The sequence below is a fragment of the Nocardioides sp. NPDC058538 genome (genome assembly GCF_042719275.1).
GTDB lineage: Bacteria > Actinomycetota > Actinomycetes > Propionibacteriales > Nocardioidaceae > Nocardioides.
The window spans coordinates 1-24275 of the sequence record NZ_JBHXNY010000004.1; the positions used below are offsets into that span (position 1 = coordinate 1).

Annotated in this window: 23 protein-coding genes and 1 pseudogene; 10 read left to right on the plus strand and 14 right to left on the minus strand. The window is 68.7% G+C overall.

Features of this window, described 5'->3' with window-relative positions:
• Window positions 1–88: 88 nt before the first annotated feature.
• The 6 genes from uvrB to ACFWQC_RS04775 form a co-directional block, all read right to left on the minus strand.
• Window positions 89–2230: an excinuclease ABC subunit UvrB gene (gene uvrB, locus ACFWQC_RS04750; RefSeq protein WP_378673785.1), complete on the minus strand. Its 2142-nt coding sequence runs from the start codon at window positions 2228–2230 to the stop codon at window positions 89–91.
• Between the two features lie 166 nt (window positions 2231–2396).
• Window positions 2397–3578, minus strand: coding sequence for a sulfotransferase family protein (locus ACFWQC_RS04755; protein WP_378673788.1), 1182 nt, complete (start codon window positions 3576–3578; stop codon window positions 2397–2399).
• Complete coding sequence (locus ACFWQC_RS04760; RefSeq protein ID WP_008360049.1) at window positions 3571–4365, minus strand: SDR family oxidoreductase; 795 nt, start codon at window positions 4363–4365, stop codon at window positions 3571–3573. Before ACFWQC_RS04760 ends, ACFWQC_RS04755 begins: the two co-directional genes overlap by 8 nt.
• Window positions 4366–4427: 62 nt before the next feature.
• On the minus strand, window positions 4428–6827 hold the full coding sequence (locus tag ACFWQC_RS04765; RefSeq protein WP_378673792.1) for a protein kinase: 2400 nt from the start codon (window positions 6825–6827) through the stop codon (window positions 4428–4430).
• Between the two features lie 44 nt (window positions 6828–6871).
• Complete coding sequence (locus ACFWQC_RS04770) at window positions 6872–8038, minus strand: hypothetical protein (RefSeq protein WP_378673795.1); 1167 nt, start codon at window positions 8036–8038, stop codon at window positions 6872–6874.
• The gene (locus ACFWQC_RS04775) at window positions 8035–8919 is read right to left on the minus strand and encodes a TIGR03619 family F420-dependent LLM class oxidoreductase (RefSeq protein ID WP_378673798.1); all 885 of its coding nucleotides are present in this window, start codon (window positions 8917–8919) and stop codon (window positions 8035–8037) included. Before ACFWQC_RS04775 ends, ACFWQC_RS04770 begins: the two co-directional genes overlap by 4 nt.
• A 46-nt stretch (window positions 8920–8965) precedes the next feature.
• On the opposite strand from ACFWQC_RS04775, the gene ACFWQC_RS04780 reads away from it, so the two are divergent.
• Window positions 8966–9451, plus strand: coding sequence for a nitroreductase/quinone reductase family protein (locus tag ACFWQC_RS04780; RefSeq protein ID WP_378673800.1), 486 nt, complete (start codon window positions 8966–8968; stop codon window positions 9449–9451).
• Between the two features lie 13 nt (window positions 9452–9464).
• Window positions 9465–9905, plus strand: coding sequence for a nuclear transport factor 2 family protein (locus tag ACFWQC_RS04785; protein WP_378673803.1), 441 nt, complete (start codon window positions 9465–9467; stop codon window positions 9903–9905).
• A gap of 4 nt (window positions 9906–9909) precedes the next feature.
• On the opposite strand, the gene ACFWQC_RS04790 is transcribed toward ACFWQC_RS04785, so the two are convergent.
• Window positions 9910–10299 (minus strand): winged helix-turn-helix transcriptional regulator, encoded by a 390-nt coding sequence (locus ACFWQC_RS04790; RefSeq protein WP_378673805.1) that lies wholly within the window; start codon window positions 10297–10299, stop codon window positions 9910–9912.
• 63 nt (window positions 10300–10362) lie between these two features.
• Between ACFWQC_RS04790 and ACFWQC_RS04795 the strand changes: the two genes are divergently transcribed.
• A complete protein-coding gene (locus ACFWQC_RS04795; RefSeq protein WP_378673807.1) occupies window positions 10363–11097 on the plus strand; it encodes an SDR family NAD(P)-dependent oxidoreductase in 735 nt (244 codons plus the stop codon).
• Window positions 11098–11358: 261 nt separating this feature from the next.
• On the opposite strand, the gene ACFWQC_RS04800 is transcribed toward ACFWQC_RS04795, so the two are convergent.
• The gene (locus ACFWQC_RS04800; protein WP_378673810.1) at window positions 11359–12672 is read right to left on the minus strand and encodes an HNH endonuclease signature motif containing protein; all 1314 of its coding nucleotides are present in this window, start codon (window positions 12670–12672) and stop codon (window positions 11359–11361) included.
• Between the two features lie 47 nt (window positions 12673–12719).
• On the opposite strand from ACFWQC_RS04800, the gene ACFWQC_RS04805 reads away from it, so the two are divergent.
• Both ACFWQC_RS04805 and ACFWQC_RS04810 read left to right on the plus strand, forming a co-directional pair.
• Entirely contained in the window at window positions 12720–13061 is a 342-nt protein-coding gene (locus ACFWQC_RS04805; RefSeq protein WP_378673813.1) for a histidine phosphatase family protein, read from the plus strand.
• Between the two features lie 256 nt (window positions 13062–13317).
• A complete protein-coding gene (locus ACFWQC_RS04810) occupies window positions 13318–13821 on the plus strand; it encodes a hypothetical protein (protein WP_378673816.1) in 504 nt (167 codons plus the stop codon).
• Window positions 13822–13824: 3 nt separating this feature from the next.
• Here ACFWQC_RS04810 and ACFWQC_RS04815 read toward each other — a convergent pair whose 3' ends face one another.
• The 6 genes from ACFWQC_RS04815 to ACFWQC_RS04840 all read right to left on the minus strand — a co-directional run bounded on the left by ACFWQC_RS04815 (window position 13825) and on the right by ACFWQC_RS04840 (window position 18746).
• Window positions 13825–14553, minus strand: a complete 729-nt coding sequence (locus ACFWQC_RS04815) for a class I SAM-dependent DNA methyltransferase (protein WP_378673819.1) — start codon at window positions 14551–14553, stop codon at window positions 13825–13827.
• A 73-nt stretch (window positions 14554–14626) separates the two neighbouring features.
• Window positions 14627–15409 carry a 3-oxoadipate enol-lactonase gene (pcaD, locus tag ACFWQC_RS04820; protein ID WP_378673821.1) on the minus strand — a complete coding sequence of 261 codons (783 nt, stop codon included), beginning with the start codon at window positions 15407–15409 and terminating at the stop codon, window positions 14627–14629.
• A 92-nt stretch (window positions 15410–15501) separates the two neighbouring features.
• Window positions 15502–16083, minus strand: a complete 582-nt coding sequence (locus ACFWQC_RS04825) for a hypothetical protein (RefSeq protein ID WP_378673824.1) — start codon at window positions 16081–16083, stop codon at window positions 15502–15504.
• Between the two features lie 149 nt (window positions 16084–16232).
• Window positions 16233–17282, minus strand: a complete 1050-nt coding sequence (locus ACFWQC_RS04830; RefSeq protein ID WP_378673827.1) for a 2Fe-2S iron-sulfur cluster-binding protein — start codon at window positions 17280–17282, stop codon at window positions 16233–16235.
• A complete protein-coding gene (locus ACFWQC_RS04835; protein ID WP_378673830.1) occupies window positions 17272–17577 on the minus strand; it encodes a hypothetical protein in 306 nt (101 codons plus the stop codon). Before ACFWQC_RS04835 ends, ACFWQC_RS04830 begins: the two co-directional genes overlap by 11 nt.
• The gene (locus ACFWQC_RS04840; protein ID WP_378673833.1) at window positions 17577–18746 is read right to left on the minus strand and encodes a Rieske 2Fe-2S domain-containing protein; all 1170 of its coding nucleotides are present in this window, start codon (window positions 18744–18746) and stop codon (window positions 17577–17579) included. The genes ACFWQC_RS04835 and ACFWQC_RS04840 overlap by 1 nt, the downstream gene beginning before the upstream one ends.
• Before the next feature lie 93 nt (window positions 18747–18839).
• Between ACFWQC_RS04840 and ACFWQC_RS04845 the strand changes: the two genes are divergently transcribed.
• The 5 genes and pseudogenes from ACFWQC_RS04845 to ACFWQC_RS04865 all read left to right on the plus strand — a co-directional run bounded on the left by ACFWQC_RS04845 (window position 18840) and on the right by ACFWQC_RS04865 (window position 24266).
• Entirely contained in the window at window positions 18840–20042 is a 1203-nt protein-coding gene (locus tag ACFWQC_RS04845) for an acyl-CoA dehydrogenase family protein (protein ID WP_378673836.1), read from the plus strand.
• A 23-nt stretch (window positions 20043–20065) separates the two neighbouring features.
• On the plus strand, window positions 20066–21142 hold the full coding sequence (locus ACFWQC_RS04850) for an acyl-CoA dehydrogenase family protein (RefSeq protein ID WP_378673839.1): 1077 nt from the start codon (window positions 20066–20068) through the stop codon (window positions 21140–21142).
• Window positions 21143–22086: 944 nt separating this feature from the next.
• Window positions 22087–22967 (plus strand): annotated as a pseudogene (locus ACFWQC_RS04855) (DUF222 domain-containing protein); the annotation flags it as partial.
• Window positions 22968–23057: 90 nt separating this feature from the next.
• The gene (locus tag ACFWQC_RS04860) at window positions 23058–23231 is read left to right on the plus strand and encodes an HNH endonuclease (protein ID WP_378674474.1); all 174 of its coding nucleotides are present in this window, start codon (window positions 23058–23060) and stop codon (window positions 23229–23231) included.
• Between the two features lie 375 nt (window positions 23232–23606).
• A complete protein-coding gene (locus ACFWQC_RS04865; RefSeq protein ID WP_378673841.1) occupies window positions 23607–24266 on the plus strand; it encodes a hypothetical protein in 660 nt (219 codons plus the stop codon).
• Window positions 24267–24275: the final 9 nt, after the last annotated feature.

The following is a 24275-nucleotide window of genomic DNA, read 5'->3' on the forward strand; positions in this document are numbered from 1 at the left end:
GACCAACACGGTCCCATCTGCGCTAGATGGAGCCGTGTTGGTCTCGACACGCCTCCGCCTAGCGGCTCCGGCGGCTCGACCAGCGAAACTACTTGGTGGCTTCCATCATCTGCCGCAGCTCCTTCTTGAGGTCGGAGATCTCGTCGCGCAGACGGGCGGCGACCTCGAACTGGAGCTCGGCGGCGGCGCCCTTCATCTGCTCGGTGAGGTCACCGATGAGCTGGGCCAGGTCGGAGGAGGGGAGGCCGACGAGGCCGCGCTCGCGGGCCTCGCGGGCGGCGTCGCCGAGCATCGGGGTGGGAGCCTTGGCGTTCGTCTTGCCGGCCCGGCCCTTGGCCTCGGTGCCGGCCCAGGTGTTGAGCAGCTCCTGGGTGGACTCCTCCTCGCGGGCGAGCATGTCGGTGATGTCGGCGATCTTCTTGCGCAGCGGCTGCGGGTCGATGCCGTTGGCCTCGTTGTAGGCCGTCTGGATCGCGCGGCGGCGGTTGGTCTCCTCGATCGCCGACTCCATGGAGGGGGTGATCTTGTCGGCGTACATGTGCACCTGACCGGAGACGTTTCGGGCCGCACGGCCGATGGTCTGGATCAGCGACTTGTCCGAGCGCAGGAAGCCTTCCTTGTCGGCGTCGAGGATCGAGACCAGCGACACCTCGGGAAGGTCGAGACCCTCACGGAGCAGGTTGATGCCGACCAGGACGTCGTACTCCCCCAGCCGCAGGTCGCGGAGCAGCTCGATCCGCTTGAGCGTGTCGACCTCGGAGTGGAGATAGCGTGTCCGGATCCCGGCATCGAGCAGGTAGTCGGTGAGGTCCTCGGACATCTTCTTGGTGAGCGTGGTGACCAGGACGCGCTCGTTCTTGGCGACCCGGTCGTTGATCTCGCCGATCAGGTCGTCGATCTGGCCCTTGGTCTGCTTGATGATCACCTCGGGGTCGATCAGGCCGGTCGGGCGGATGATCTGCTCGACCACGTCAGGTTCGCCGCCGTCGCGGGTGACCAGATCCAGCTCGTAGTTGCCCGGGGTCGCGGAGAGGTAGATCGTCTGGCCGATCCGCTCCAGGAACTCCTCCCACTTCAGCGGCCGGTTGTCCTGGGCGCTGGGCAGCCGGAAGCCGTGCTCGACCAGGTTGCGCTTGCGGGACATGTCGCCCTCGTACATTCCGCCGACCTGCGGGACCGCGACGTGGGACTCGTCGACGACGAGGACGAAGTCCTCCGGGAAGTAGTCGAGCAGACAGTTGGGTGCCGAGCCGCGCTCACGGCCGTCGATGTGCATCGAGTAGTTCTCGATCCCGGAGCAGGACCCGACCTGCCGCATCATCTCGATGTCGTAGGTCGTGCGCATCCGCAGTCGCTGGGCCTCGAGCATCTTGCCCTGCTTCTCGAAGGTGTTCAGCTGCTGGTCGAGCTCGGCCTCGATGCCGTTGATCGCGCGCTCCATGCGTTCGGGGCCGGCGACGTAGTGGGTCGCTGGGAAGACGTAGAGCTCTTGGTCCTCGGTGAGGACCTCGCCGGTCACCGCATGCAGCGTCATCAGCCGCTCGATCTCGTCGCCGAAGAACTCGATCCGAACCGCGTGCTCCTCGTAGACCGGGAAGATCTCCAGGGTGTCGCCGCGCACGCGGAACGTGCCTCGGGTGAAGGAGAGGTCGTTGCGGGTGTACTGGATCTCCACCAGCCGGCGCAGGATCGAGTCGCGGTCGTGCTCCTCCCCCACCCGCAGCCGGATCATCCGGTCGACGTACTCCTGCGGCGTGCCGAGACCGTAGATGCAGGAGACGGTCGAGACCACGATGACGTCGCGCCTGGTCAGCAGCGAGTTGGTGGCCGAGTGGCGCAGCCGCTCGACCTCCTCGTTGATCGAGGAGTCCTTCTCGATGTAGGTGTCGGTCTGGGGGACGTACGCCTCAGGCTGGTAGTAGTCGTAGTAGGAGACGAAGTATTCGACCGCGTTCTCCGGGAAGAGCTGGCGCAGCTCGTTGGCGAACTGGGCGGCGAGGGTCTTGTTGGGCTGCAGCACCAGTATCGGGCGCTGCAGCTGCTCGGCGGTCCAGGCGACCGTCGCCGTCTTTCCGGTGCCGGTCGCGCCGAGCAGGACGACGTCCTTGACGCCGCCCTGGATCCGCTTGGTGATCTCCGCGATCGCGGCCGGTTGGTCACCCGAGGGCTGGTAGTCGGAGACCACCTTGAACGGGGCGACACGACGCTCGAGATCAGTGACAGGACGCATGGGATCCAGGCTACGCGGAGGCACCGACATTTCCCCGTCGGTCAAGCCGCGAGGCCGTCCACGGCCGAGCGTGTCGAGACCAACACGGTCCTGTCGAGCGGCGAGGGGACTGTGTTGGTCTCGACACGTCTCCGCCTAGCGGCTCCGACGGCTCGACCAGCGGGTCCTACTCGAAGGCGGAGCGCACCTGATCCTCGGTGAGGCCGTAGTCGGCCAGGCTGTAGTCGTGCTTGGGCCGGGCGCTCCCCGATCGTGACTCGGCGTCGATGCGGGAGACCTCGGCGCGGGCGGCGTCGCTCCAGGGGATGTCGAAGTGGGCGTAGATGTTCTCGACGGTGCCGACCGGGTCCTTGACGAACCCGCGGTAGTCGACGTCGAGGAACTGCGCCGGGTCGTACCTCTTCCGGGCCTCACCGAAGGAGCGCCACGAGCGGGAGAGCATCTCGAGCTGGGTCTGGCCGATGATCTCCCCGATGAAGGTGGTCGACATCCCGGCGGTCGCCTCGGCGGAGAGCGAGCAGCCGGAGGCGACCGAGACGACCGGGTCGCGGTGGGTGACCACCACGAGTGCGTCCGGGTAGACCTCCATCAGCGCGTCGAGCGCGACCAGGTGCGAGGGGTTCTTGAGCACCCAGCGCTTGTCGGTGTCGTTGAGCCCGATGAGCTGCAGGGTGCGGCGGTGCAGCTCGTACGCATCGCGCCAGTCCTGCTTCGCCAGCCAGGCCGAGTAACGCGGGACGTGGGCCAGGGACTCGAACGAGATCGACTTGCCGCTCTGGCGCAGCACCCGCCAGCACTCCTCGACGCTGGTGGCGTCCATGTAGTGGATCCCCATGAACTCGGGGTTGGTGACATGGTGCTGCCGGTAGGCGTTCTGCAGCGCGTTGAAGACCGGGTCCTGCTCCCATGTCTCACAGGGCGGCCGCGGCTGGGGGAACTCGGTCAGCCAGGTCTCCAGACCCTGGTGCGCCGGGTCGGCGGCGAGCAGCCGGTGCAGGGCCGTGGTGCCGGTGCGGACGAGGCCGGTGACGAAGATCGGGCGCTCGATTCGTACGTCCTGGTGCTGGGGGAACTCCGCGAGCCGGGCCTGCGTCATCAGCCGGCCCACGAGGGCCGACTTCACCTGGGACCGATGGAAGTAGTTGCCGACCGGGGTCAGCCCTGCCTCGGGCGAGGCGAGGTCCTCGACCAGGAGCCGCAGCCCCTCCTCGTGGTCGGTCCCGGAGCTGTGTTCAAAATATTCGGCGCTCAGCCCGGTGGTGCGGACAGCGGCGGCGCAGATGTCCTCGTACGTCCCCACATCCGCCCGCTCACGCTGTGTCGTCTTTCCTGGGCCAGTCTCAGTCATGGAACTCCCCGCAGTCCACGTTGAGCACGGTCCCGGTGACGGCGGAGGCCAGGTCGCTGCCCAGGAACAGGGCCGCCCGGGCGACCTCCTCGGGGGTCGCGAGCCGCTTCAGGTCGGTGGGGGCGGCCTTCTCGGCGTACACCTCCTCGTGGGTGCGCCCCGACTCCGAGGCCATCCAGTCGAAGTAGGCCTTGTTGACGTCCTCGTAGATGTAGGACGGCGCGACGGAGTTGACCCGGATGCCGCGCGGACCGAGCTCGGTAGCCAGCGATGAGGCGAGGTGGGCGAGCGCGCCCTTGGAGAGCTTGTAGCCCGCGAACTCGGGCTGGCTCTGGTAGAGCACCGCGGAGTTGATCATCACGATCGCACCGCCGGGCTTGTCCGGGGTGGCCGCGAGCGCGTCGGCGAAGAGCGCCGAGAGCCGCAGCGGGGCGTACACGTTGGACTCCTGGGCCAGCCGGAGCGCATCGAGCGGGATCTGGGTCAGCGGGTCCATCGGCGGGATGCCGAAGGCGTTGTTGAGGAGTACGTCGACGCGCCCGAACTCCTCCAGCGCGGCGTCGACCAGGTGCCGGCGCGCGTCCTCGTCGGTGATGTCGGTCGGCACCACCAGCGCACGTCGTCCGTGCTCCTCGATGACGCCGGCCATCTTCTGCAGTCGCTTCTCGGTGCGGCTGGCGAGCACCAGGTCGGCGCCCATCAGCGCAGCCTGCTCGCCCAGCGAGCGGCCGAGGCCGGGGCCGACCCCCGAGAGCACGACGACCTTGCCATCCAGGAGTCCAGTCATGGCGCCTAGACTAGAACGTGTTTCACTTTTGCGGAAGGGCCAGCGGGAATGACCAGCCTGCCTCAGGTCGGGAAGCTGAACCGGGCGACCTCGTCGACCCATTCGGCGTACGCCCCGACCTCCTTGGGCACCTCCTGGACCCGGACGAGGTCGGCATGGGCGCGGAGCACCCGCGACCAGTCCGCGCACAGCCCGCAGGTCGCGCGGCCGCACTCGGCGGTGTGCTCGCGCGCGACCTTCTCGAGGAGCTTGCGGAAGGTGCCGTCGTCCTCGCCGGCGGCGAGTGCTTCCACGACCGCACCGAGCACGTGGACCGACTGTGCCGGCGCACCCACCAGGATCGCCATCAGGATCCCCAGCGCGTGATGGCCGGCGGGATCGACACCGGCCCCCTTCACCGGCGCCGTGCGCGCGAGGCGGTAGACGGCCAGCAGCTTCCGTGCCCCTCCCGGCGTGGCGCAGAACCTGGCGAGCTCGCTCATGAACAGCGCCTCACCGGGGGCCATCTCCAAGCTCTCGACCGTGACCGGGCCCCGGTCGCCGGCACCGGCGGTTAGAGCCGAGGGCCACGACGGCACCGCCTGCCGCATCAGCGAACGCATGAACCTCACTGCCGGGTCGCCTGCGAAGGCCCGCAACCCGAACGGCACGTCGAAGACCCGGGCCAGGTACGCAGCCGGCTCCGCCACCCGGCCCGCGATCGAGCGCTGCATCGCCTGAGCGTCAACCGCCGCGACGACAGCGACGCCCTCCTGCGAGCCCAGCTCGTCGATCGCCCGCAGCACCCCGGCTGCGGTCGCCGGGTCGCACCGGTCGAGGTCATCGACGTAGACGACGGTGCGCAGCACCGGCGAGCTCGGCGGCGGCCCCGGCGGGGCGGCGCGCAGGGCGGCCTCGTAGGCCGCAACCTCACGGTCCATCGCCGCGAGCGCCATCGTGGTGGTCATGGGCTGCGCGCCCCGGCGCTTGCCGCGGGCGCCGTCGTCGTCTGGCAGCCCCGCCAGCGCGGCACGCAGCTCGGCGGTCCGTCGCTGCGCGGCCTGATGCTTGGTCACCAGCGGCGGTGGGGCGCTGCGCCCGTCGCCGCGGACGGCGTCGAGCACGGCGCCCGCGACATCGCCCTCGGCGAAGCGGCGGGCGTCGAGGCGTACCTGGCGGGTGCGGGCGGAGTAGGCCTCGTCGCGCTCGACGAGCCAGTCGATGCGCTCCTGCACCTTCCGCATGAAGGTCGACCTGCCGCTCCCCGGCTGGCCCTGGATCGCCACCGAGAGCGGCAGCTGGGTGTGGTTGGAGGCGAGCAGCCGGGCCATCCGGTCGACGTCGGCGCCGTGGCCGAGTACGTCCTCGTCCTGGTCGGGCCACTCGGGCACCGCGACCACGGGGCCGATGACGACCGGCACCTCGGCGGTGTCCCCGGACGCCTGCGACGGGTTCGAGGCCGGCGACAGGGGCGGCGGGACCGGCATCGGGACCGGCATCGGGACCGGCATCGGGTTGGGGGCCATCTCGGACCGTGGCTTGGTGATGGACTCGGGATCCGGTTCGGGCTCGGGATCGGGCCGAGGGTCGGACTCAGATGTGGATCCGGCGTCGGGTTCAGGATCGACCATCTCCGCCAGCGGCGTGACGGGAAGCCCGAGCTCCTTCTCGACCCCCTGTAGCGCCTTCGCGAAGTCGGCGGCACTCCAGTGCCGCCCGGCCCGGCGCTTGAACATCGCCTTGCGCAGCGCTTCCTCGAACGACGCCGGAACGTCGTCGCGGTCGATGGACAGCGGGTCGTACTCCCGGATCCGCTCCGCCAGCGCCGCGGGGGCGTGGTCACCATCCGGCCCCTCGAACGGCGTACGTCCCGCGAGCAGCGTGTAGCAGGTCGCGGCCAGGCTCCAGATGTCCGCCCAGGCGCTCGGTTCGGGCGGATCGGAGAGCATCTCCGGCGCCATCCACGGCAGCGAGGTCGAGTCGGCGCCGCCAGGGCGACCAGCCGAGGAGAGGCCACCGAAGCCGACCAGCTGCGGCTCCCCGCCACTGGTCATCAGGATGTTCACGGGCTTGAGGTCGCCATGCAGGATCCCGTGCCGGGCAGCGACGTCGAGCGCTCCGGCCACCTTGATCGTGATGCTCAGTGCCTCGGCGACCGGGAGCCGCTTGCGCTTCCAGCGGGTCTGCAGGTCGCCTCCGGCGCGATGGTCCATCACCACGAAGCAGCGGTCGTCATCACTGACGCCGACGGCGTGCAGCGGCAGCACGTGGGGGTGGGCGGCGAGCTCGGCGACCTCCTTGGTCTCTCTGGCGAGCGCGTCCTGGGTCTCGCCGCTGAGCAGGTCGTTCCAGACCTTGACGGCGACGTCGCCCTTCTCCTGCGGCCACTCGTAGAGGAAGACTTCCGAGGAGCCGCCGGCGCCGATCAGCCGACGGTGACGGAAGCCCGGGATCGTCGGCGGCTCGTGGTGGGGACTGGCCATGGGCGGCAAGCATAGGCGTCCTACGCCTTCGCGTCGCGCCCCGCTCAGCTGAGCATCCTGCGCGCAACCGCCCGCTGACGTGCGGCAATCCGCTCTGCATACCCCCTGGGGCTCATCGTCTCGGCGTACGGGAGCAGGTCGCGTACGTCCTCAACAGCCACCTTGTGAACCACCGGCCCGTCGGCGGCAGTGAGGTCGCGTTCGAGCCGCTGCCAGCGCAGCATCAGCGAGCCGGTGCGGTGGCCGGTGGTCTCGAGCCAGTTCGCGATCGGCCTGCCGTCCAGGGGCGGCTGCTCGGAGATCACGAAGCGCATCACGCCATCGGGGTCGGTGAGCGCCTGGGCCTTGGTGAGACTGGTCTGGTGGGTCTCGTAGTCGGTCGAGGCGTACCAGTCCGAGCCGACCTGGATGCCCTGGTAGCTGCAGTCGTCGCAGCGCGGCACCTCCACCACGAGCGCCTCGTCCTCGGCCAGCTCGTAGTGACCGATCGAGGAGAACTGCGACTCCAGCCCGCCCGGGGTCCGGGCCGGGACCGTGAGCGTGTTGACCGGCTCCTTGTACTGGAAGAACTGGGGGAAGGCGAACCAGGTCTGGATCGAGCCGGTCAGCGACCGGGCGGCGACCTCGTACTTCTTCCGGAGCAGCTCCTGGGTGAGCGGGCGCCGCGGCCGGCCGAGGGTGTCTGGGCGCTCGATGGTGATCGCGCCGCGGGTCTCGGTGTCCCAGTCGTTGAAGACCTCGCGCACGATCAGGGTCTTCGCGCCCGGCTCGGCCACATAGGTGAACTCGAAGGACCCGGTGTCGTCGAGCTGGAGCTTGCGGTCGTCGAACGCCATCAGGCTGGTCGCGGCGGAGTCCGCGGTGTAGGCGCCGCCCATCACCTGGAAGGAGAGGTCGGCACTGGTCCCGCGACGGCCACGGACGACGTACTCGACGCCTTCTCGCAGGTAGGCGTTGAAGTAGATCGCATCGGGGTTGTCCAGGCCCTGCTTGGAGAACTGGTGGGTCGGGTTCACGAAGAGCGGCTGCTCGAGGTCGTAGTCGAAGGCCGTCTGCATCGCCATCCGGATCCGGCCGGAGAGATACTCGTAGCCCTCGAGCCTGTCGGCCTCGGTCCGAATGAAGGGCGCGTTCGCGATCAGCTCCTCCGCCTCCGCGATCGCCCGCTGGAGCGGCTCGGTCAGGCCGTACGCCGCGCTCTGCTCGGTCACTGCGCAGCCTTCGCGATGATGTTCTCCCCGTACCACTCCAGGTGCTTGATCTTCTTCTCCAGCGGCTCGGGGTCGGCGCCCTTCACATACGGGTCACGGAACCCGACGATGCAGTCGGTGACGCCCTTGTCCTCGAGTCGCTTGATCCCGTCGAGGTCGTACGCGTCATAGCTGATCACGTGGACCTCGAAGTCGTCACGGGTGTCGCCCTCCTCGCGCCGGATCTCGGCCAGGCGCACCAGGAGACGGTCGAGCTCCTCACCGTCGCCGCCGGCGTGCATCCAGCCGTCGCCCTTGAGGACCGCGCGGCGCAGGGCGGCGTCGGCGTGGCCGCCGACAAGGAGGGGGATCTTCTCGGTCGGCGCGGGGCGCTGCTGGAGCGGCGCGAACTCGTAGAACTCACCGTCGTAGCCGAAGAAGTCGCCGGAGGGATCGGTCAGGCCACGCAGGATGTCCATGCACTCGTCCATCCGCTTGCCGCGGCGCTTCCAGTCGACGCCGAGGGCGGCGAAGTCCTCCGGCCACGGGGACAGGCCGACGCCGAGCCCGAGCCGATTGCCGGAGAGGGAGGCGAGGCTCGAGGCCTGCTTGGCGGCCAGCACCGGCGGGCGTACCGGCAGCTTGACCACGAACGGCGTCAGGCGCAGCGTCGTGGTCACCGCGAAGAGATGGGCGCACAGGATGAACGCCTCGATGAAGTCCTTGCCCTGCAGGAACTCCCGGTCGCCGGTGTCGGTGTAGGGATAGGTGGAGTCGGACTCCTCGGGATAGATCAGGCTGTCGGCCACCGTCATGCTGGTGTAGCCGGCGGCCTCCGCCGCCTGAGCCAGCGGTGCGTAGTAGTCGGCCTGCGTCATTGCCTCGGCATAGGTGAAGCGCATGCGCCAACACTAGAACGTGTTCTAAGTTTCTGCCAGAGTGTTCGTCATGTCGCCTTCTCTCGAACGTCCCGCAGGCTTGGACTCGCCGCTGACGGCGAGAGTCATCAAGTACGGCGCCCGCGCCAACACCGCGCTGTTCAAGCTGACCAACGGCCGCGTCGGCGGCACCTGGCGGGTGATGGCCGGTTGGCGCAAGCCCGCGCCCGTGCTCCTGCTCGAGCACGTCGGCCGTAAGTCGGGCCGCACCTTCACCACTCCCCTGCTGTTCATGCGCTCGGGAGCGGACCTCGTGGTCGTCGGCTCCCAGGGCGGACTTCCGAAGGACCCGCAGTGGGTCGCCAACCTGCGGGCCCAGCCCGACGTCGCGGTCCGCGTCCCTCGTGGCGGGCGCCGGCTCGTCCGGGCACGTGTCGCCGACTCCTCCGAGCGGGCTGAGCTGTGGCCACAGCTGCTGGAGACGTACGCCGACTTCGAGACCTACCAGACCTGGACCGACCGGGAGATCCCGGTCGTCGTCCTCTCGCCCCGCTGAAGGAGACATTTTCATGACTGCGCACATCAAAGGCGTTCAAGAGCTGATCGACCGCGCCGAGATCACCGACGCGCTGACCCGCTACACGCTGGCCGTCGACGACGGCGACTGGGACGCGCTCGACACGGTCTTCGCCGCCGACGCCACGATCGACTACTCCGAGTCCGGCGGCACCGTCGGCGAGATCGCCGACGTCAAGAAGTGGCTCGCCGCGATGCTGCCCGCGTTCTCCCAGAAGCGCCTGCACACCATCGGCCAGGTCTCGATCACCTTCACCGACGAGGGCGCGGACGTGGTGGCGTACTTCGACAACCCGATGGTCATCGCTGACGGCTCAGGCGGCGAGCGTGTCGTCGAGGTGGGCGGCCGCTACCGGCACTCCTTCGTGCGTACGCCGGACGGCTGGCGTTCCCGCCACCTCCATGAGGAGGTCTTCTGGACCCGCGGCTTCTGAGATCTCAGGCCGCCCGGCCCCGGATCACCCAGTCCGCGAGCCCGGCGAGCGGCACCAGCAGCTCCCGGCCACGGTCGCTGAGTCCGTACTCCACACCCGGCGGCACCGTCGGGAAGACCGTACGCGTCACGATCCCCTTCTCCTCCAGGACGCGCAGCGTCCGGGTGAGCATGCGCTGGCTGATCCCGTCGACGCGGCGCCGCAGCTCGTTGTAGCGATGCGGCCGCTCGGCCAGCATCATCACGATCAGCAGCGTCCACTTGTCCCCGAGCATCTGCACGGCCTGTGTCACCGGACAGGTCTCGTACTCCCCCGCCGGGACCTTCTGCGGCAGGCCGGGCCCGAGCGCCGCGCTCACGATGTGTCGGGGCACATCGGTGTTCCCATCTGACATTGAAGTGCCTTCTTCCGCGAACGCCGCCGGGCGGCGAGGGTTGCTGACATCAGCAACCTATCCATGAGGGAGAAGAAGATGAGCACGATCGCGGTCCTCGGCGCCGGCCCCGGCCTCAGCATGTCGGTGGCGAGGAGGTTCGCCAAGGAGGGGTACGCCGTCGGCCTGGTCTCACGCAGCACGGACCGGCACCTGGGCTATCTGGAGGAGCTGTCGGCGAGCGGCGTACCCGCTCTCGCGGTTGCCGCCGACCTGCGGGCGCCAGGCGCCGTCGCCGATGCCCTCGCCGAGATCACGGCGGCTCTCGGACCGATCGACGTCGTCTACCACGGCCCCGGCGCCCAGAACCTGAGCGCACCCACGGTCGGGATCCTCGAGTCCGAGCCCGCCGACGTCCGTCGTGCGATGGCCGAGACCCTCGAGCCGGCCGTCGAGGTGGCCAACTTGGCCCTCCCCACGATGCGCTCGCGCGGCGGCGGCGCGCTGGTGTACGTCTCCGGGCTCAGCGCGCTCGTCCCCTTGCCGTTCCTCGGCCCATACGCCCCCGCTTCGGGCGCCCTACGAACCTACGCCCGCACCCTGGCCGCCGCGGCAGCCGAGGACGGAGTGCACGTCGGCTCCCTCGTCGTCGGCGGCCTGATCGAGCGCGGCGACATCCACCGGATGCTCACCGACCCCACCACTCCCACCGCGTACGCCACCCTCGACCCCGACGAGCTCGCCGACGCCGTCTGGCGCCTGGCCTCCGGCGAGGAGCAAGAGCTGGTCTTCGACGTGCTCACGCAGCCTGGCCAGTGAGCCCCTCGCACACAAGTCGCATGGGCCCCATGGGTTCTGAGCAACACGATGTCCGGGTGACCCATCTCGTACGTCCCCGTCAACCGGACGATCTGCCGGCCCTGACCGAGGCACTGCTCGAGCAGCAGTCGCTTACCCGGCTCTGGGTCTCTACGAGTCGAGAGGCTGGACCGAGTTGCTCCGAGCCGCCCGGACTGGCTCGCCGACGCACCCGGACGTGAAGGGCTTGAGGTCGCCGTCATGGTTCTTGGCTGAGGGAGCTCAGGCGGCGCCGGCCCCGAGCCGTTCGTAGCTCCCGTCGGGGTAGCGGATGTACTCGATGCCGAGCGGCGAGCGCCAGATGAAGGTGCCCGGAGTGGGCTGGGAGTAGGTCCAACCGCCGAAGGTCTTGAGGCGGTGGTGGCTGCGGCAGGCCTTGGCAAGGTTGGAGCTGGTGGTCTGGCCGCCGGCGTCGTACGCCTCGAGGTGCTCCGTGTCAGCCAACCAGGCCGATCGGGTGCAGCCTGGGTAGACACATGTGCCACCAGCGATGAGCGCGGCCTGTTCGCGCTGCGTGACCGACGGAGCGTAGCCGTCGCGAGTGACCTCGGCGTTCAGGTCGATGACCTTGACGGGGCGCACGACGGTGCCGGGGGCAATGGCCCACTCATCAACGCGTTCGAGCGGGACGACAGCGCCGTAGTTGTCGACGCTGACCAGACCGGTCCCGCGCAGCTCGCCTTGGTCCACGTGGCAGTAGAGATGGAGCACACGAGCCGTGCCCGACTCGCTACTGCCGGAGGTGTAGCGGCGGGCGAGCTCGCCGAGGGCCTTCGCTCGCCGGCGGTCGAGAGACCATCCGGCGAAGCGGTCGTCACCTCCGAGGTCCTTGGCGATCGTGGCCACCGCGTTCTCGAGGTCGGCGGCGTCGGCGAGATCCATGGTCGCGTCGACATGAGCGTGGCCGGTGACCGGTCCGTCGCCGAGGTGGCCGGCGTCCTCGTCGAAGAGCGTGGGCGCGTCGAGGTCGACGTCGACCCGGAACTGTTCCGCCTTCTCCTCGGCCGCTAGCGCAGCACCCTCGGGATCGAACGTCCCAAAGGCCTTCTCGACCAGACGCGAGATGGTGACTCGACCTCGTTTGTGCAGGATCGGCGCGACCTGGGCATCAACCCACCCAGCCGCCTCCGGCGACAGCTTCTTGGTGAGGTCTGCGACCTGTCGCGCCCGCCATCCTTCGACCGAGTAGTCCAGGACCCGCGCCCACGCCCTCGGCAGGCGCTGAGCCAACTCCATCACGTCACCGGCCAGCCGCCGTACGGATCCCAACGGCATCCCCAACACCGGCCCCAGCTCCATGACCGCGAACTCCGAGACCTCGACAGCACCTTCGCCCGCAAGGTTGAGTGCACGGTCGCCGAAGAGCCCCGCATCGCGATCGTAGGCGACATCATCAGGCCCTCGCGGTGGCCGCTCCAGCAGATACGCCGCAACCAGAACGAGCCGGTCGTTGGCTGCCTTGATCTCGTCCGCGCGGGCCTGGGCAAGGCTGTCGAGAAGGTTATGAGTGGGGGTTGTCCCGAGCCGTGATTGCATGCCCAATTCTACCTCTGACCTGCGGAAAGAGGAACCTGATTCGGGCGGTGGCTGTAGGTGAGGCACTTGGCGGTTGCGCGATTGATGCCATGTTCCATAGCCCGCTCGGTCGAGCAGCCAAGGCTGCGGAGATCGTCGCCGAACTCCTTTCACTGCCAACCGTCGAAGTCGCCGACCTGGCCGAGGTTCACCACGGGGACATGGCAGGCCTGAGCGACAGATCGACAAACGATTCCCAGGAGCGTTCAACGAGCGCGACCGCGACAAGTACATCTGGGCCTTTCCCAACGGTGAGAGCTACGCCGACGCCGAGTAGCGCGCTACCGCAGCACTCAACACGATCGCCGATACGGGTACTCGCCGGCCGGTCATCGTCTCGCACGAGATGATCGGCCGGATGCTCCTCAAGCAGTTGCTCGGGCCGGAGCCGCGCACGGCCCTTCGCCGAAAGACAACCGAACAACGTCGTTGACGTCGTCGCCCCGCGCTCCGCTGAGCGCACCACCACCGTCGACTAGGCACAGCCACCCCCAGCCCGAACCTGGGGAGCGCACCCTCGACCGCCATTTCCCCACCTTCGAGGCCCACCTTCGAGGCTGAATCAGCGATCGGCGGCGGCGCACGCATTCGACGTAGTGTCGACTCATGGAGATCAGCAGTCCACTGCCCCCACCGGATGCCGTGTCAGCTGCGGTTCTTGCGCTCGCAGCCTCCAAGCAGCCGAGGACGTTCGGCGAAGGGCTAGACCTGCTGAGGTCGGCTGGAATCGGCAACGGGGCGGTGGCCCGGACCGAGAATGACGCCTCCAGGTTTGCCGTAGAGACCACCGAGGCATGGCACACGACCAACTCAGGCCTGATGCTCGACTCGAGTGGGGCCGTTGAGCACTTCTGGTCCCACCTCTGGGTTGCCGACGTTGCCGACGGACTCCGGCCCGGTTTCGCTGCTCTCATCGAGTCGATCACCGTTGTCCTCGGTGCCGCCGACGACGATGACTTGAAGGCGGACGGCTCGCATACTGCGTACTGGCAAGGACATACGGCCGAGGTCGAGCTCTACCTCCACGCCGAGAGACCCCCGGCCGTTGCCGCGGCACAGATCGGGATCACGTGGGCTGATGGCACGGTCCGCGCCGCTCGAGTGACCTGATCGTCAGGCAATCGCAAGGGCCAAGAAGACATGCTCCTTGCCAGGACGGTCCGGGGCGTCGCGTACGTCGCTCACGGCAAAGCCGTGGGCGAGGAGGTCGCGCTCGATCTCCGGGCGGTCGCGGAAGCGGAGAGTGGAGAACGAGGTCAGGATCTCGTCGCCGATGGTGGTCGACCCCTCGAAGGTGACCAGCGGGAGGTCGACGACGGTGACCGTGCGAGTGACGACCGCGGCACGGCCATCTGGGAGGTCGACGGTTGTCGGCGCGATGTCCCAGTCCTCCCAGGCCCGGACCTCGGGCCGACGGGTCTCGAAGACGAACCAGCCGCCAGGACGGAGCGCGGCGTGGACCGCGGCCAAGGTCTCGGACCAGTCCGCGTCGGAGACGAAGACCTGGGCGACGTTGCCGGTCATGACCGCCATGTCGGCAGTGCCGGAGAGGCCGGCGAGAGCGGTTGCGTCGCCGTTGATCCAGGTGACCCGGTCGGCGTATGGCTTGGTGCGGGCGACGTCGAGAGATGCCGCGGCTGGGTCGAGGCCGACGACAGTGATCCCTTCACCTACCAGCCGAACGGCGAGTGAGCCCGTCCCGCACCCGATGTCGATGACGTGACGGGCACCGAGCTCATCGGCGATCGCGACATAGGCATCCAGGTCGGAACGGTCGTCGTCGAGGACGTCGTAGAGGACTGCTTGACGTGGGTCCGCGAACGCGGCATCGGGTTCTCGCATCGGCTCCGAACCTAGCCAGGTCGCGCACCTGGACGCACCTGGTTATCCACCCGAGACCGTTCGGCGGTGCCCGTCAGGTCGCTTCGAGGTGGTCGATGATGGCGCGGGTGATGATCTCGGGTTGCTGGGCGTTGGCCAAGTGTGCCGAGTCGGGGACCACCAGGAGCCGGCCGTCCTGGACGGCATCGGCGATGGCCTCCAGGTGCGGGGTCGGCGTGGCGGGGTCGTCGGCACCGGCGATGGCCAGGGTCGGGGCGGTGATCGCGGGGAGATCGGGGCAGAGGTCCATGGCGGCGATGACCTCACAGCAGCCGGCGTAGCCCTCGTCCGGGGTGGCAGCGACCGTGGCCTCGCAGGTCGCCTTCACCTCGGGGTTCGCCTCGAGGAATCCCGGTGTGAACCAGCGGGTTACGACCGCCTCGGCGACGGCCTGAGTGCCGTCGGCTCGCACCGTGGCCGCACGGTCATGCCAGGCGGAGGAAGGGGCCAGATGTGCTCCGGTGCACAGGAGGACGAGGCGGTCGACGCGGTCGGGGTTGCGCGCGGCGAGGCGCATCCCGGTCATGCCACCCAGGGAGAGGCCCACGAAGTGGGCCCGCTGGACGCCGAGGCGGTCCAGGAGGGCGACGACGTCGTCGGCCAGGTCGTCGATCGCGTATGGGCCAGCGGGCACGGGCGAGGACCCGTGTCCGCGGGTGTCGTAGCGCACCACGCGGAAGTGCCGCTCGAGGTCAGGCAAGTTCTCGTCCCACATCGCGTGAGTCGCGCCCAGCGAGTTGGACAGCACCACCACCGGACCGTCCGGCTGGCCCGAGACGACGTGGTGCACTCGGATGGGTTCGTAGGTGGCGTCCATGCCCGAGAATCTAGGATCGCCGACCTGTTGTTGGGAAGTACCGATTCGCGGACGATTGATACGCCCGGCGTATCAACCTCCGCGCGGCGCGCTCAGCCGAGGCCCGGACGGGCGTGCAGACCGCCGCCGGACTCGTAGAGCAGACCCTTGTCCTTGATGAGCTGGCCCGCGGCGGCCAGGATCGGGCTGTCGCCCACGGCGGAGCCCGCCATCGAGGCGATCGCCTCGAACATCTTGATCGCGGCGTCGTCCACGGCCGGCCAGTTCCACTCCGAGGGAGCGGCGCCGACCGGCTCGACGGCGTGCCACCGGGCGGCACGGGCCTCGGCCATGGTGGTGAGAGTGCTCCAGCCGAGGCCGCCGAGGCCGACGACGCCACCGAAGTTGAGCCCGATGAGCCCCCAGCCGTTGCACTGGTACTCGAACGCTGAAGGACCGAACTCGGACTCGTCCAGCTGCACCCGGGTGATCACCGGCTCGGGGCCGGTGTTGGGGGCGTAGAGCTTGAACGCCGGACGCGCGGCCAGCAGCGAGGCCGATGCCGTCGTGGTGATCTCGCTCAACGGCTGGCCAGGTGCCGAGTAGGCGTCGAAGACTCTGAAGCCGAGGTCGAGCGCATAGCCGACGACGAAGCGCCGATCGTCCTGGGCGGCGTAGAAGTTGCGATTGAACACGTTGGGGGAAACCTCGCTTGAGCCCAACCGGTCAGCCGACGACGTTCCTCGGGGTGACTCGGTGGGATGTGATTCGGGCAGCGCGACACTATCGCGCCACGCACGTCGACCTGGCAACCGGTTGGTGATCTGTGTCTCTCGCGAGTCCCTCAGGAGTAGGTGCCGCGGACGGTGTCGGTGGTCGGCAGCGACTGGCAGCCCAGCCGGATCCCGTCGTCGAGGTCCTCCTGCTCGAGCACGTCGTTGCGAACCATCTTCACCTCACCCTCGAGCAGCCGGAACGCGCACGCCGAGCACTCGCCCTCGCGACAGGAGTAGGGCGCCTTGACGCCCTTCGCCTCGAGGAAGTCGAGCATCGGAGTTCCCGGGTCCCAGTCGTCGTACGTCGAGGTGACGCCGTCGAGCTCGATCTCGAGCTTGACGGGCTGCTTGGGCCGGTCGTCGACGACCTCGGCCTCCGCCTCCTCGACCGGGGCGACCTCGCCGAACGGGTTGCCGCCCAGGGAGGCGAACTTCTCCTGATGCCGCCGCGCCCGCGGGAACTCGAGCTCCTTGAGCGCCGCGACCGTCGCCTTCATGAACGGAGCCGGCCCACAGACGAAGGCGTCGTACGTCAGATGGTCGGCCGCGAACGCCTTGAGCTGCTCACCGGTCGGCAGGCCCTGGACCGACTCGAGCCAGTGGATCACCTGGAGCCGGTCGGGGTGCTCGGCGGTCAGCCGCGCCCACTCCTCGGCGAAGATCACCGAGCGCTCGTCGCGGTTGGCGTAGAAGACCACGATCCGCCCTGTTCCCTCCCTCAGGGCGGATCGGGCGATCGAGATGATCGGGGTGACGCCCGATCCGCCGGCGAAGAGCAGGAAGTCTGCGTCGATGTCGGCAGGGGTGAAGATCCCGCTCGGCGGCAGCACGCGGAGCGTGTCCCCGGGGCGCAGGTTGTCGCAGATCCAGTTGGAGGCGTAGCCGTCCACGGTGCGCTTGACGGTCACCGTGAGCGGGTCGCCCGGCGCGCTGGAGAGCGAGTAGCAGCGTGCCGCCAGGCCGTCGCGGTCGCTCGGCACGGCGACGGTGAGGAACTGCCCCGGCTTCGGCTGGAAGGCGTGCCGCACGTCCTCGGGGAGCTCGAAGACGATCGAGTGCGCGTCGGCGGTCTCCTTGACGATGTCGCTGACGGGCAGCAGGAAAGAGTCAGTAGCCATCCTCGGCTCCGATCTGGATCCGGCCGTCGGCGACGGCTGCTTCGATAGAGGCTGCCAGACGAGGGCAGCGGGCGTGGACGAGCCGCGCGCCGTCGGCGGCGGCCTTGCGGCGTACGAGATCCGGACACTGGGCCTGCGCCTCGGCCGTCCACTGGACGGAGGTCTGGTGCTCGCTGTTCTTCTTCACCCCGACGCGGGCGAGGCAGTCGAGGCACTCCACCTCGACCAGGCGGGCCTGGGTGTAGAGCCGCTGGTCCTCGACGGTCTCCTGCGACGTGGGGACGAACGAGGCCATCAACTGACCCCGGCGTCGCTCGACTCAGGGCTCTCCGCCTTCTCGGCCTCGATCCGGCGCAGGTTCTCGGCGACCTCCTCGTGCCAGAACTCGTTGGCCTTGGTGGTGTCCACCTCGAACTCGAACCGGGCACGCATCTCGGGCTCGATGTCGGCGACGTCGACGTAGAACTGCTCGTACCAGCGGCGCAGCTGGTAGACCGGGCCGTCCTCCTCGCACAGCAGCGGGTTCTGCACCGGCGCCTTGTTCTCCCAGATCGCCACGTCCTGGAGGAACCCGTCGCCGAACATGTCGGCGTACTTCTTGCCGATGAAGTCGGCGGTCTTGTCGTCGAGACCCTCGGGCTTCTTGACCGTGATCCCGTACTGCAGCAGGAACGAGTCGGGGCCGGTCGGGATGTGGCAGTTGATCAGGATCACCTCGGTCACGAAGCCCTTGTAGTCGACCTCGAGCCAGTTGATCATGTACGCCGGGCCGTAGTAGGTCGCCTCGGACTTCAGGAACATGTCGGCGTCGCCGTAGCCGCCGGCCACATCCGGGCGCCCCTTCGATGCCATGTACTGCGTCGCGGTGTGGTCCTCGAAGACGTTGCGGAAGTCGGTCGGGAAGGCGAAGTGCACGTAGTAGAAGTGCGCCATGTCGACCACGTTGTCGATCAGCTCGCGGCAGTGGCTGCCCTTGATCGGGACCGTGTTCCAGATCCAGTCGGTGTAGACCTCGCGGTTGCTGACGTCGGGCAGCTCCGGCGGCAGGATGTCGTAGTCGGCCTTCGAGCCCTCGGGGTCGTGCCAGATCAGCAGCGAGTCGTTGCGGATCACCGTCTCGTAGGCCTTGGTGCGGGCGCGCAGCGGCACTCGACGGGCGTAGGGGATCTGCTTGCAGCGGCCGTCGGCGCCCCAGCGCCAGTCGTGGAACGGACAGCCGACCTCGTCGCCCTTCACCGCGCCCTGGGTCAGGTCACCGCCCATGTGACGGCAGTAGCCGTCGAGCACGCCCAGCTCGCCCTTGGTGTTCTCCCAGACCACCAGCTTGCCGCCGAACGCCTCGACCGCGTGGGGCTTGCCGTCCCTGAAGTCGCTGGCCAGACCCAGACAGTGCCAACCGCGCGCGAAGCGCTCGGGCTGGGTGCCGTGGTCGAGCGTGCGGGTCTGGGTGGTGAGGTCGGCCATCGTCGTACCTTCCGCTGGGTCATCTGGGTAACGCACCGGCCCTGTTCGCGCTGGGCCCTGGTCAAGAAGTGGAACCTGTTCTAGTTTTATCACATGCATGTGGCCTTGACACCCGCCCAGGAGCAACTTCGCTCAGAGCTCACCTCCTATTTCGCCCAGCTGGTCACGCCGGAGCGCCGAGCTGCGCTCGCGCGGGCCTCGGGCGAGTTCGGGGATGAAGGCGACAAGGAGGTCTATCTCTCGACCATCCGCCAGATCGGCGCCGACGGCTGGCTCGGGATCGGCTGGCCGAAGGAGTACGGCGGCCAGGACCGCTCCATGGTGGAGCAGCTGATCTTCACCGACGCCGCCGCCGTGGCGGGGGTGCCCATCCCCTATCTCACGCTGAACACGGTCGGCCCCACGATCATGCGGTTCGGGACAGAGGAGCAGAAGGCGTACTTCCTGCCGAAGATCCTCGCCGGGGAGCTGCACTTCTCGATCGGCTACTCCGAGCCGGGCTCGGGGACCGACCTCGCCTCGCTGCAGACCAAGGCGGTGCTCGACGAGGGGTCGGGCGAGTGGGTGATCAACGGCCAGAAGATGTGGACGTCCCTGATCCAGTATGCGGACTGGATCTGGCTCGCCTGTCGGACGGAGCCGGAGGCGTCGCGCCACAAGGGGCTGTCGATGATCCTGGTGCCGACGTCGTCCGAGGGGTTCTCCTACACGCCGGTCCAGACCGTGGCCGGCGTCGGCACCTCGGCGACCTACTACTCCGACGTCCGGGTGCCGGCCTCGAACCTCGTCTCCTCGCGCGGCGGGGGCTGGGCGCTGATGACCAACCAGCTCAACCACGAGCGAGTCGCGCTGACCTCGGCGGCGCCGCTGGTCCACTCGCTCGGACTGGTGAAGGAGTGGGCGCTGACCACGGTGCTCCCTGACGGCGGCCGGGTGATCGACGCCGAGTGGGTCCAGCTGGCCCTCGGGCGAGCGCACGCACGTATCGAGGCACTGTCGCTGATCAACTGGAAGCTTGCCTCGGACGCCGACCACGGGGTCGCGCTCTCGCCGGCCGAGGCGTCCGCGACCAAGGTCTACGGCTCCGAACTGGCCACCGAGGTCTACCGCACGCTGATGGAGATCGTCGGACCGCACGCGGGTCTCACGGCCGACTCCCCTGGTGCTGTGCTGGCCGGCCGCCTGGAGCGGTTCCACCGCTCCTCGCTCGTCATGACCTTCGGCGGCGGCACCAACGAGATCCAGCGAGACATCATCGGCTACGTGGGCCTCGGCCTCCCCGCCGCCAAGCGTTGACCATCCCGACCCGAGGACACCTCATGGACTTCTCCTTCACCACCGAATCCGACGACGCCGCCGAGCTCGCGGCGAAGATCGTCGGCGACGCCACCACGCTCGAGCGGCTACGTACGGTCGAGGCGGCCGCCGGCGACCGCGGCCGCTTCGATGCCTCCCTCTGGTCCGCCCTCGGCGAGGCCGGGCTGCTCGGGCTGCATCTGCCCGAGACGTACGACGGTGCTGGGCTCGGGCTTGTCGAGCTGTGCCGGGTGCTGGTCGAGGCCGGGCGGCAGGTCGCGCCGGTACCGCTCGCCGTGCACGGGCCGTGCGGCCTGTTCCTCGCCGAGACAGCGGCGGACGCCCTGACAGGCGTCGCCGACGGATCCCGGCTCCTGACGGCCGCGGTCGCCGAGGAGCACACCCACCTGCCCGGCGTCCCCATGGTCGTGGCCACGGGCGACACCGTGACCGGCGTGAAGACGGTGGTCAGGGCCGGGATGATCGCCGATGCGTTCCTGGTGACCGCGGCATCCCCGGACGGCACCGTCGGGGTCTTCCTGGTCGAGGCATCCGCCGAAGGCGTCGACCGCCGTGCGCAGCACACCAGCGACGGCGACGTCACCGCGCTGGTCTCGTTCGCCTCGGCCCCCGCTCGTCGTGTCGGGGACTCCTCGGCCGCTTCCCGGCTCGGCTCGCTGCTGACCGTGGCGGCGGCCGCCGAGCTGTTGGGAGTCACCGAAGGAGCCCTCTCGCTCACGTCGTCCTACGCCAAGACCCGGGAGCAGTTCGGCCGCGCCATCGGCACCTTCCAGGCCGTCTCCCAGCGGCTGGCCGACGGGTTCATCGACGTACTCGCCCAGCGGCTCACCCTCTGGCAGGCCGTCTGGCGGGTCTCCGCCGGCCTCCCCGCCGCCGACCAGGTCGCCGTCGCCAAGCTCTGGGCCGCCGACGCCGCTCACCGGCTCGCCCACACCACCGTCCACGTCCACGGCGGTGTCGGCATCGACCTCGACGGCGAAGCCCATCGCTACTTCACGACCGCCAAGCGCTTCGAGTTCGTCTTCGGCGGGGCTACCGAGCAGGCGCTGCGTATCGGACGATCTCTCGCTGCATCCTGATCGGGTACTGATCTTCTGAGGGGCCTGGCGGATGCCGGGCCCCTCTTCTTGGCTGGTTGCCTGTGCTGTATCGCGGCAAACGACCTCGATGTGCGATAGCGCTTCGACCTAGTTGCGACGGCTTTTGCTCTCTTGATGCTGGGTAGACGCCGAGGCGGACCGACTGCGGGTTGCATGGGCACCAACGGGTTGTGCTCTGGCGCGCTGCTCGAAACCGCACTCACCCACGAAACTGTGTCCTCGTCACGGTCGCCACTGCCCTGCGCTCCGTCCGGAACATGGGTGCCGGCGCGGCGCATGGGCCCTCCCCCGGCCTCGCGAGGCGGCTCGAGCACTGCTCCGCGCAATGGGGAAGACGTGTCGGTGTCGGGCGGTTTGCGAATCTTCGCTGGCCGCCTTCGGGTGGGTCGGCTTGATGTGTGTCTGTTTGGTCTCGTGTCGGGTTCCAGCACGGGTGGGGCCAATACGTTGTTCGGGTTGGGAGATTTAGAGCAGGGTGCCTGGGGTGGGTGCGATGTGGCTGTCTTGCGGGCTTCCAGCAGCGGTCTGGGTTTGGGATTGGGATATCTGTCCCTGATTGGGTTTCGAGCTATTTCCGTGGCTTTGACTTTGCGTTGTGTGGTAGGCTCGGCGCAGGCGTAAACGTGAAGGCCGACCACCTCTCAAGAGGCGTGCCCTATCCATCCGAGACACAACGGATGGCGGGTAATCCAGGGGAACCAGGGGCGTGACCGCCGAGCTGCGAGGGTAAGTAATAGCCCGTACTGCCGGGCCTCCGAGACCAGCGAACCAACCGGGATTCTGCACAGGCAGAAACCCTTGAGTTCGTACGTCGGGAGGTGACCGTGATGACCACGCTGCAACAGCCACAACACCCCGTGCTCGGGGCCGTGGTCGCGATCACTGCCGCGCTTGATGGGGTTACGGCGGCGAACCCTTCGTTCATGGCCACCGACCAGAAGGCCGCCACCCTGCTCGAGATCGCCCGCGCGAAAGCCCAGCTGGCTGAGCTCGAGCTCCGGGTCATCGCTACCGCTGACGACGTCACGGCTGAGTCCGGGGCCCGAGATGTGGCGGCGTGGCTGCATCACCACACCCACCAGCGCCCCGAGACCCTCCGCGCTGACCTCCGCCTCGCCGAGGCCCTGGACCGTTCCTACGGGCTGGTCGCGGCGGCGATGCGCGCCGGCGACTGCAACCCGGCCCAAGCTGCCGTGATCGTGAACGCGCTCGATGAGCTTCCTGCCGATCTCGATCCCGAGATCAAGACGAAGGCCGAAGAGGCCCTGGTCGGCTATGCGACCCGGTTCGCCCCCCCCAGCTGCGCCGCCTGGGCCGCCGGATCCTCGACGTCATCGCCCCTGAGATCGCCGAGGCCGAAGAAGCCCGACGGCTCGCCGCGGAGGAGGCCCACGCGCGGAAGAAGACCCGGCTGTCTATGCGCCGGCTCGGGGACGGCACCACCCGTGTCACCGCGGTCATCCCGGACGCGGCAGCCGACCGGCTGGCCACCAACCTGGAGGCGTTCGCCTCACCCCGGCGCGACGACGGCACCCGCACCGAGACCGGCGACTACCTGCCCTACGACCGACGGCTGGGCCGGGCGTTGTGCCAGATGCTCGAGACCCTCGACCCGACCCGGCTCCCGATCCACGGCGGGGACGCCACCACGGTGATCGTGACCATCGATCTCGGCCAGCTCCGCACCGAGGCCGGCATCGCCCAGATCGTCGGCGGCAGCCCGATCACCGCTGCCGAGGCTAGGCGGCTGGCCTGCACCGCCAACATCATCCCCGCCGTACTTGGGGGTGCCTCGGAGCTGCTGGATCTCGGGCGCAAGGAACGTTTCTTCACCGCGTCCCAACGCCGTGCGCTCCTGCTCAGGTCGGCGACGTGTGAGGCCGAGGGCTGTGACATCCCGGGCACGTGGGCCGAGGCCCACCACTGGATCGCCTGGGCCCAAGGCGGCCCAACCGACCTCGACAACGCCGCCCTGCTCTGCAGTCATCACCACCACCGCGCCCACGACGCCGCATACCTCCACGAACGCCTACCCAACGGCGACATCCGCTTCACCAGACGCACATAGAAGTGCCAGGATCGCGAAGATCGGCACCAGTAGCAGACCGCGGCGGTGGCGATAGATCGAGACCGGTACATCGCGGGCCGGGCTGTCCATCTCGCCGGCCGCGCTGTGGAAGATCACCTGGGCATCATCTCCGCCCCACCTGTTGGACACGCGAGCATGGACGCGCCACATCTTCGTCGCGGCTGTCTGTGCGGTATCGCGCCAAGTAACCACAGTGTGCGATAGCGCTGCGGCCTATCAGCCACGTGCGAGAGGGCGGCCGGGATCGGTCTTGGACGAAGGCCGGTCAAATCTCGTGCGGCGCAGGCGGATGCGTGTCATCATCGCTCGCAATCAAGAGCACTGCTCTCACAGTCTTCACCGAGGAGCTCCGCAGTGACCGTCCCCCACGTCTCCCCCGACCGCCGCACCCAGCTGGGCGCCGTCGCACTTGCGATCGCCGGTGTCCTCTTTGTCGTCTACGAGGCCGTTGCCCCACGTGCCGACGAGACCACGCTCGACGGAGCGGCGGCCTGGGCCTCCGCCGGCTGGAGCATCGCGCACATCAGTGCCATCGTCGGCCTCATTCTCATCCCGCTCGGCTATGGCGCGATCCGTCACGTCCTCGACGACACACCACAGGAGAGGACCGCATATCTTGCCGCCGTCATCGGCTACATCGGCTCCGGTCTGACCATTTCCTACTACGGCGCCGAGGTCTACGGACTCAGGGCCATCGGTGAGCGCGCTGTGGCCGACGGCGACCCCAGCCTGACCGAGGTGGGCAACGACTTCCGCCTCGATCCGACTGCGGTGACCGTCTTCACGATCGGGCTGCTGCTCGTTGCCGTCGCTGCCGTGCTCGCCGCGATCGCGGTCTGGCGCTCGGGCTCCCTGCCCCGCTGGAGCGCCGTCCCGCTCGCTGCGCTCCTGGCCACCATGCTCCCCCAGTATTTCCTTCCGCACGCTGGGCGGATCGTCTGGGGCGTACTCGTCGCCGTCGCGTCCTTGTGGCTTGCCACCGCGCTCTGGCGGGCTTCGGGGGGCCGCTCGTAGCCTCCCCGC

Bases quoted from the DNA above. Each gene is read 5' to 3' on its own strand.
- uvrB (WP_378673785.1), bottom strand. From the start codon at position 2,230: ATGCGTCCTGTCACTGATCTCGAGCGTCGTGTCGCCCCGTTCAAGGTG.
- ACFWQC_RS04755 (WP_378673788.1), bottom strand. From the start codon at position 3,578: ATGACTGAGACTGGCCCAGGAAAGACGACACAGCGTGAGCGGGCGGAT.
- ACFWQC_RS04760 (WP_008360049.1), bottom strand. From the start codon at position 4,365: ATGACTGGACTCCTGGATGGCAAGGTCGTCGTGCTCTCGGGGGTCGGC.
- ACFWQC_RS04765 (WP_378673792.1), bottom strand. From the start codon at position 6,827: ATGGCCAGTCCCCACCACGAGCCGCCGACGATCCCGGGCTTCCGTCAC.
- ACFWQC_RS04775 (WP_378673798.1), bottom strand. From the start codon at position 8,919: ATGCGCTTCACCTATGCCGAGGCAATGACGCAGGCCGACTACTACGCA.
- ACFWQC_RS04780 (WP_378673800.1), top strand. From the start codon at position 8,966: ATGTCGCCTTCTCTCGAACGTCCCGCAGGCTTGGACTCGCCGCTGACG.
- ACFWQC_RS04785 (WP_378673803.1), top strand. From the start codon at position 9,465: ATGACTGCGCACATCAAAGGCGTTCAAGAGCTGATCGACCGCGCCGAG.
- ACFWQC_RS04790 (WP_378673805.1), bottom strand. From the start codon at position 10,299: ATGTCAGATGGGAACACCGATGTGCCCCGACACATCGTGAGCGCGGCG.
- ACFWQC_RS04795 (WP_378673807.1), top strand. From the start codon at position 10,363: ATGAGGGAGAAGAAGATGAGCACGATCGCGGTCCTCGGCGCCGGCCCC.
- ACFWQC_RS04800 (WP_378673810.1), bottom strand. From the start codon at position 12,672: ATGCAATCACGGCTCGGGACAACCCCCACTCATAACCTTCTCGACAGC.
- ACFWQC_RS04810 (WP_378673816.1), top strand. From the start codon at position 13,318: ATGGAGATCAGCAGTCCACTGCCCCCACCGGATGCCGTGTCAGCTGCG.
- ACFWQC_RS04815 (WP_378673819.1), bottom strand. From the start codon at position 14,553: ATGCGAGAACCCGATGCCGCGTTCGCGGACCCACGTCAAGCAGTCCTC.
- pcaD (WP_378673821.1), bottom strand. From the start codon at position 15,409: ATGGACGCCACCTACGAACCCATCCGAGTGCACCACGTCGTCTCGGGC.
- ACFWQC_RS04830 (WP_378673827.1), bottom strand. From the start codon at position 17,282: ATGGCTACTGACTCTTTCCTGCTGCCCGTCAGCGACATCGTCAAGGAG.
- ACFWQC_RS04835 (WP_378673830.1), bottom strand. From the start codon at position 17,577: ATGGCCTCGTTCGTCCCCACGTCGCAGGAGACCGTCGAGGACCAGCGG.
- ACFWQC_RS04840 (WP_378673833.1), bottom strand. From the start codon at position 18,746: ATGGCCGACCTCACCACCCAGACCCGCACGCTCGACCACGGCACCCAG.
- ACFWQC_RS04845 (WP_378673836.1), top strand. From the start codon at position 18,840: ATGCATGTGGCCTTGACACCCGCCCAGGAGCAACTTCGCTCAGAGCTC.
- ACFWQC_RS04850 (WP_378673839.1), top strand. From the start codon at position 20,066: ATGGACTTCTCCTTCACCACCGAATCCGACGACGCCGCCGAGCTCGCG.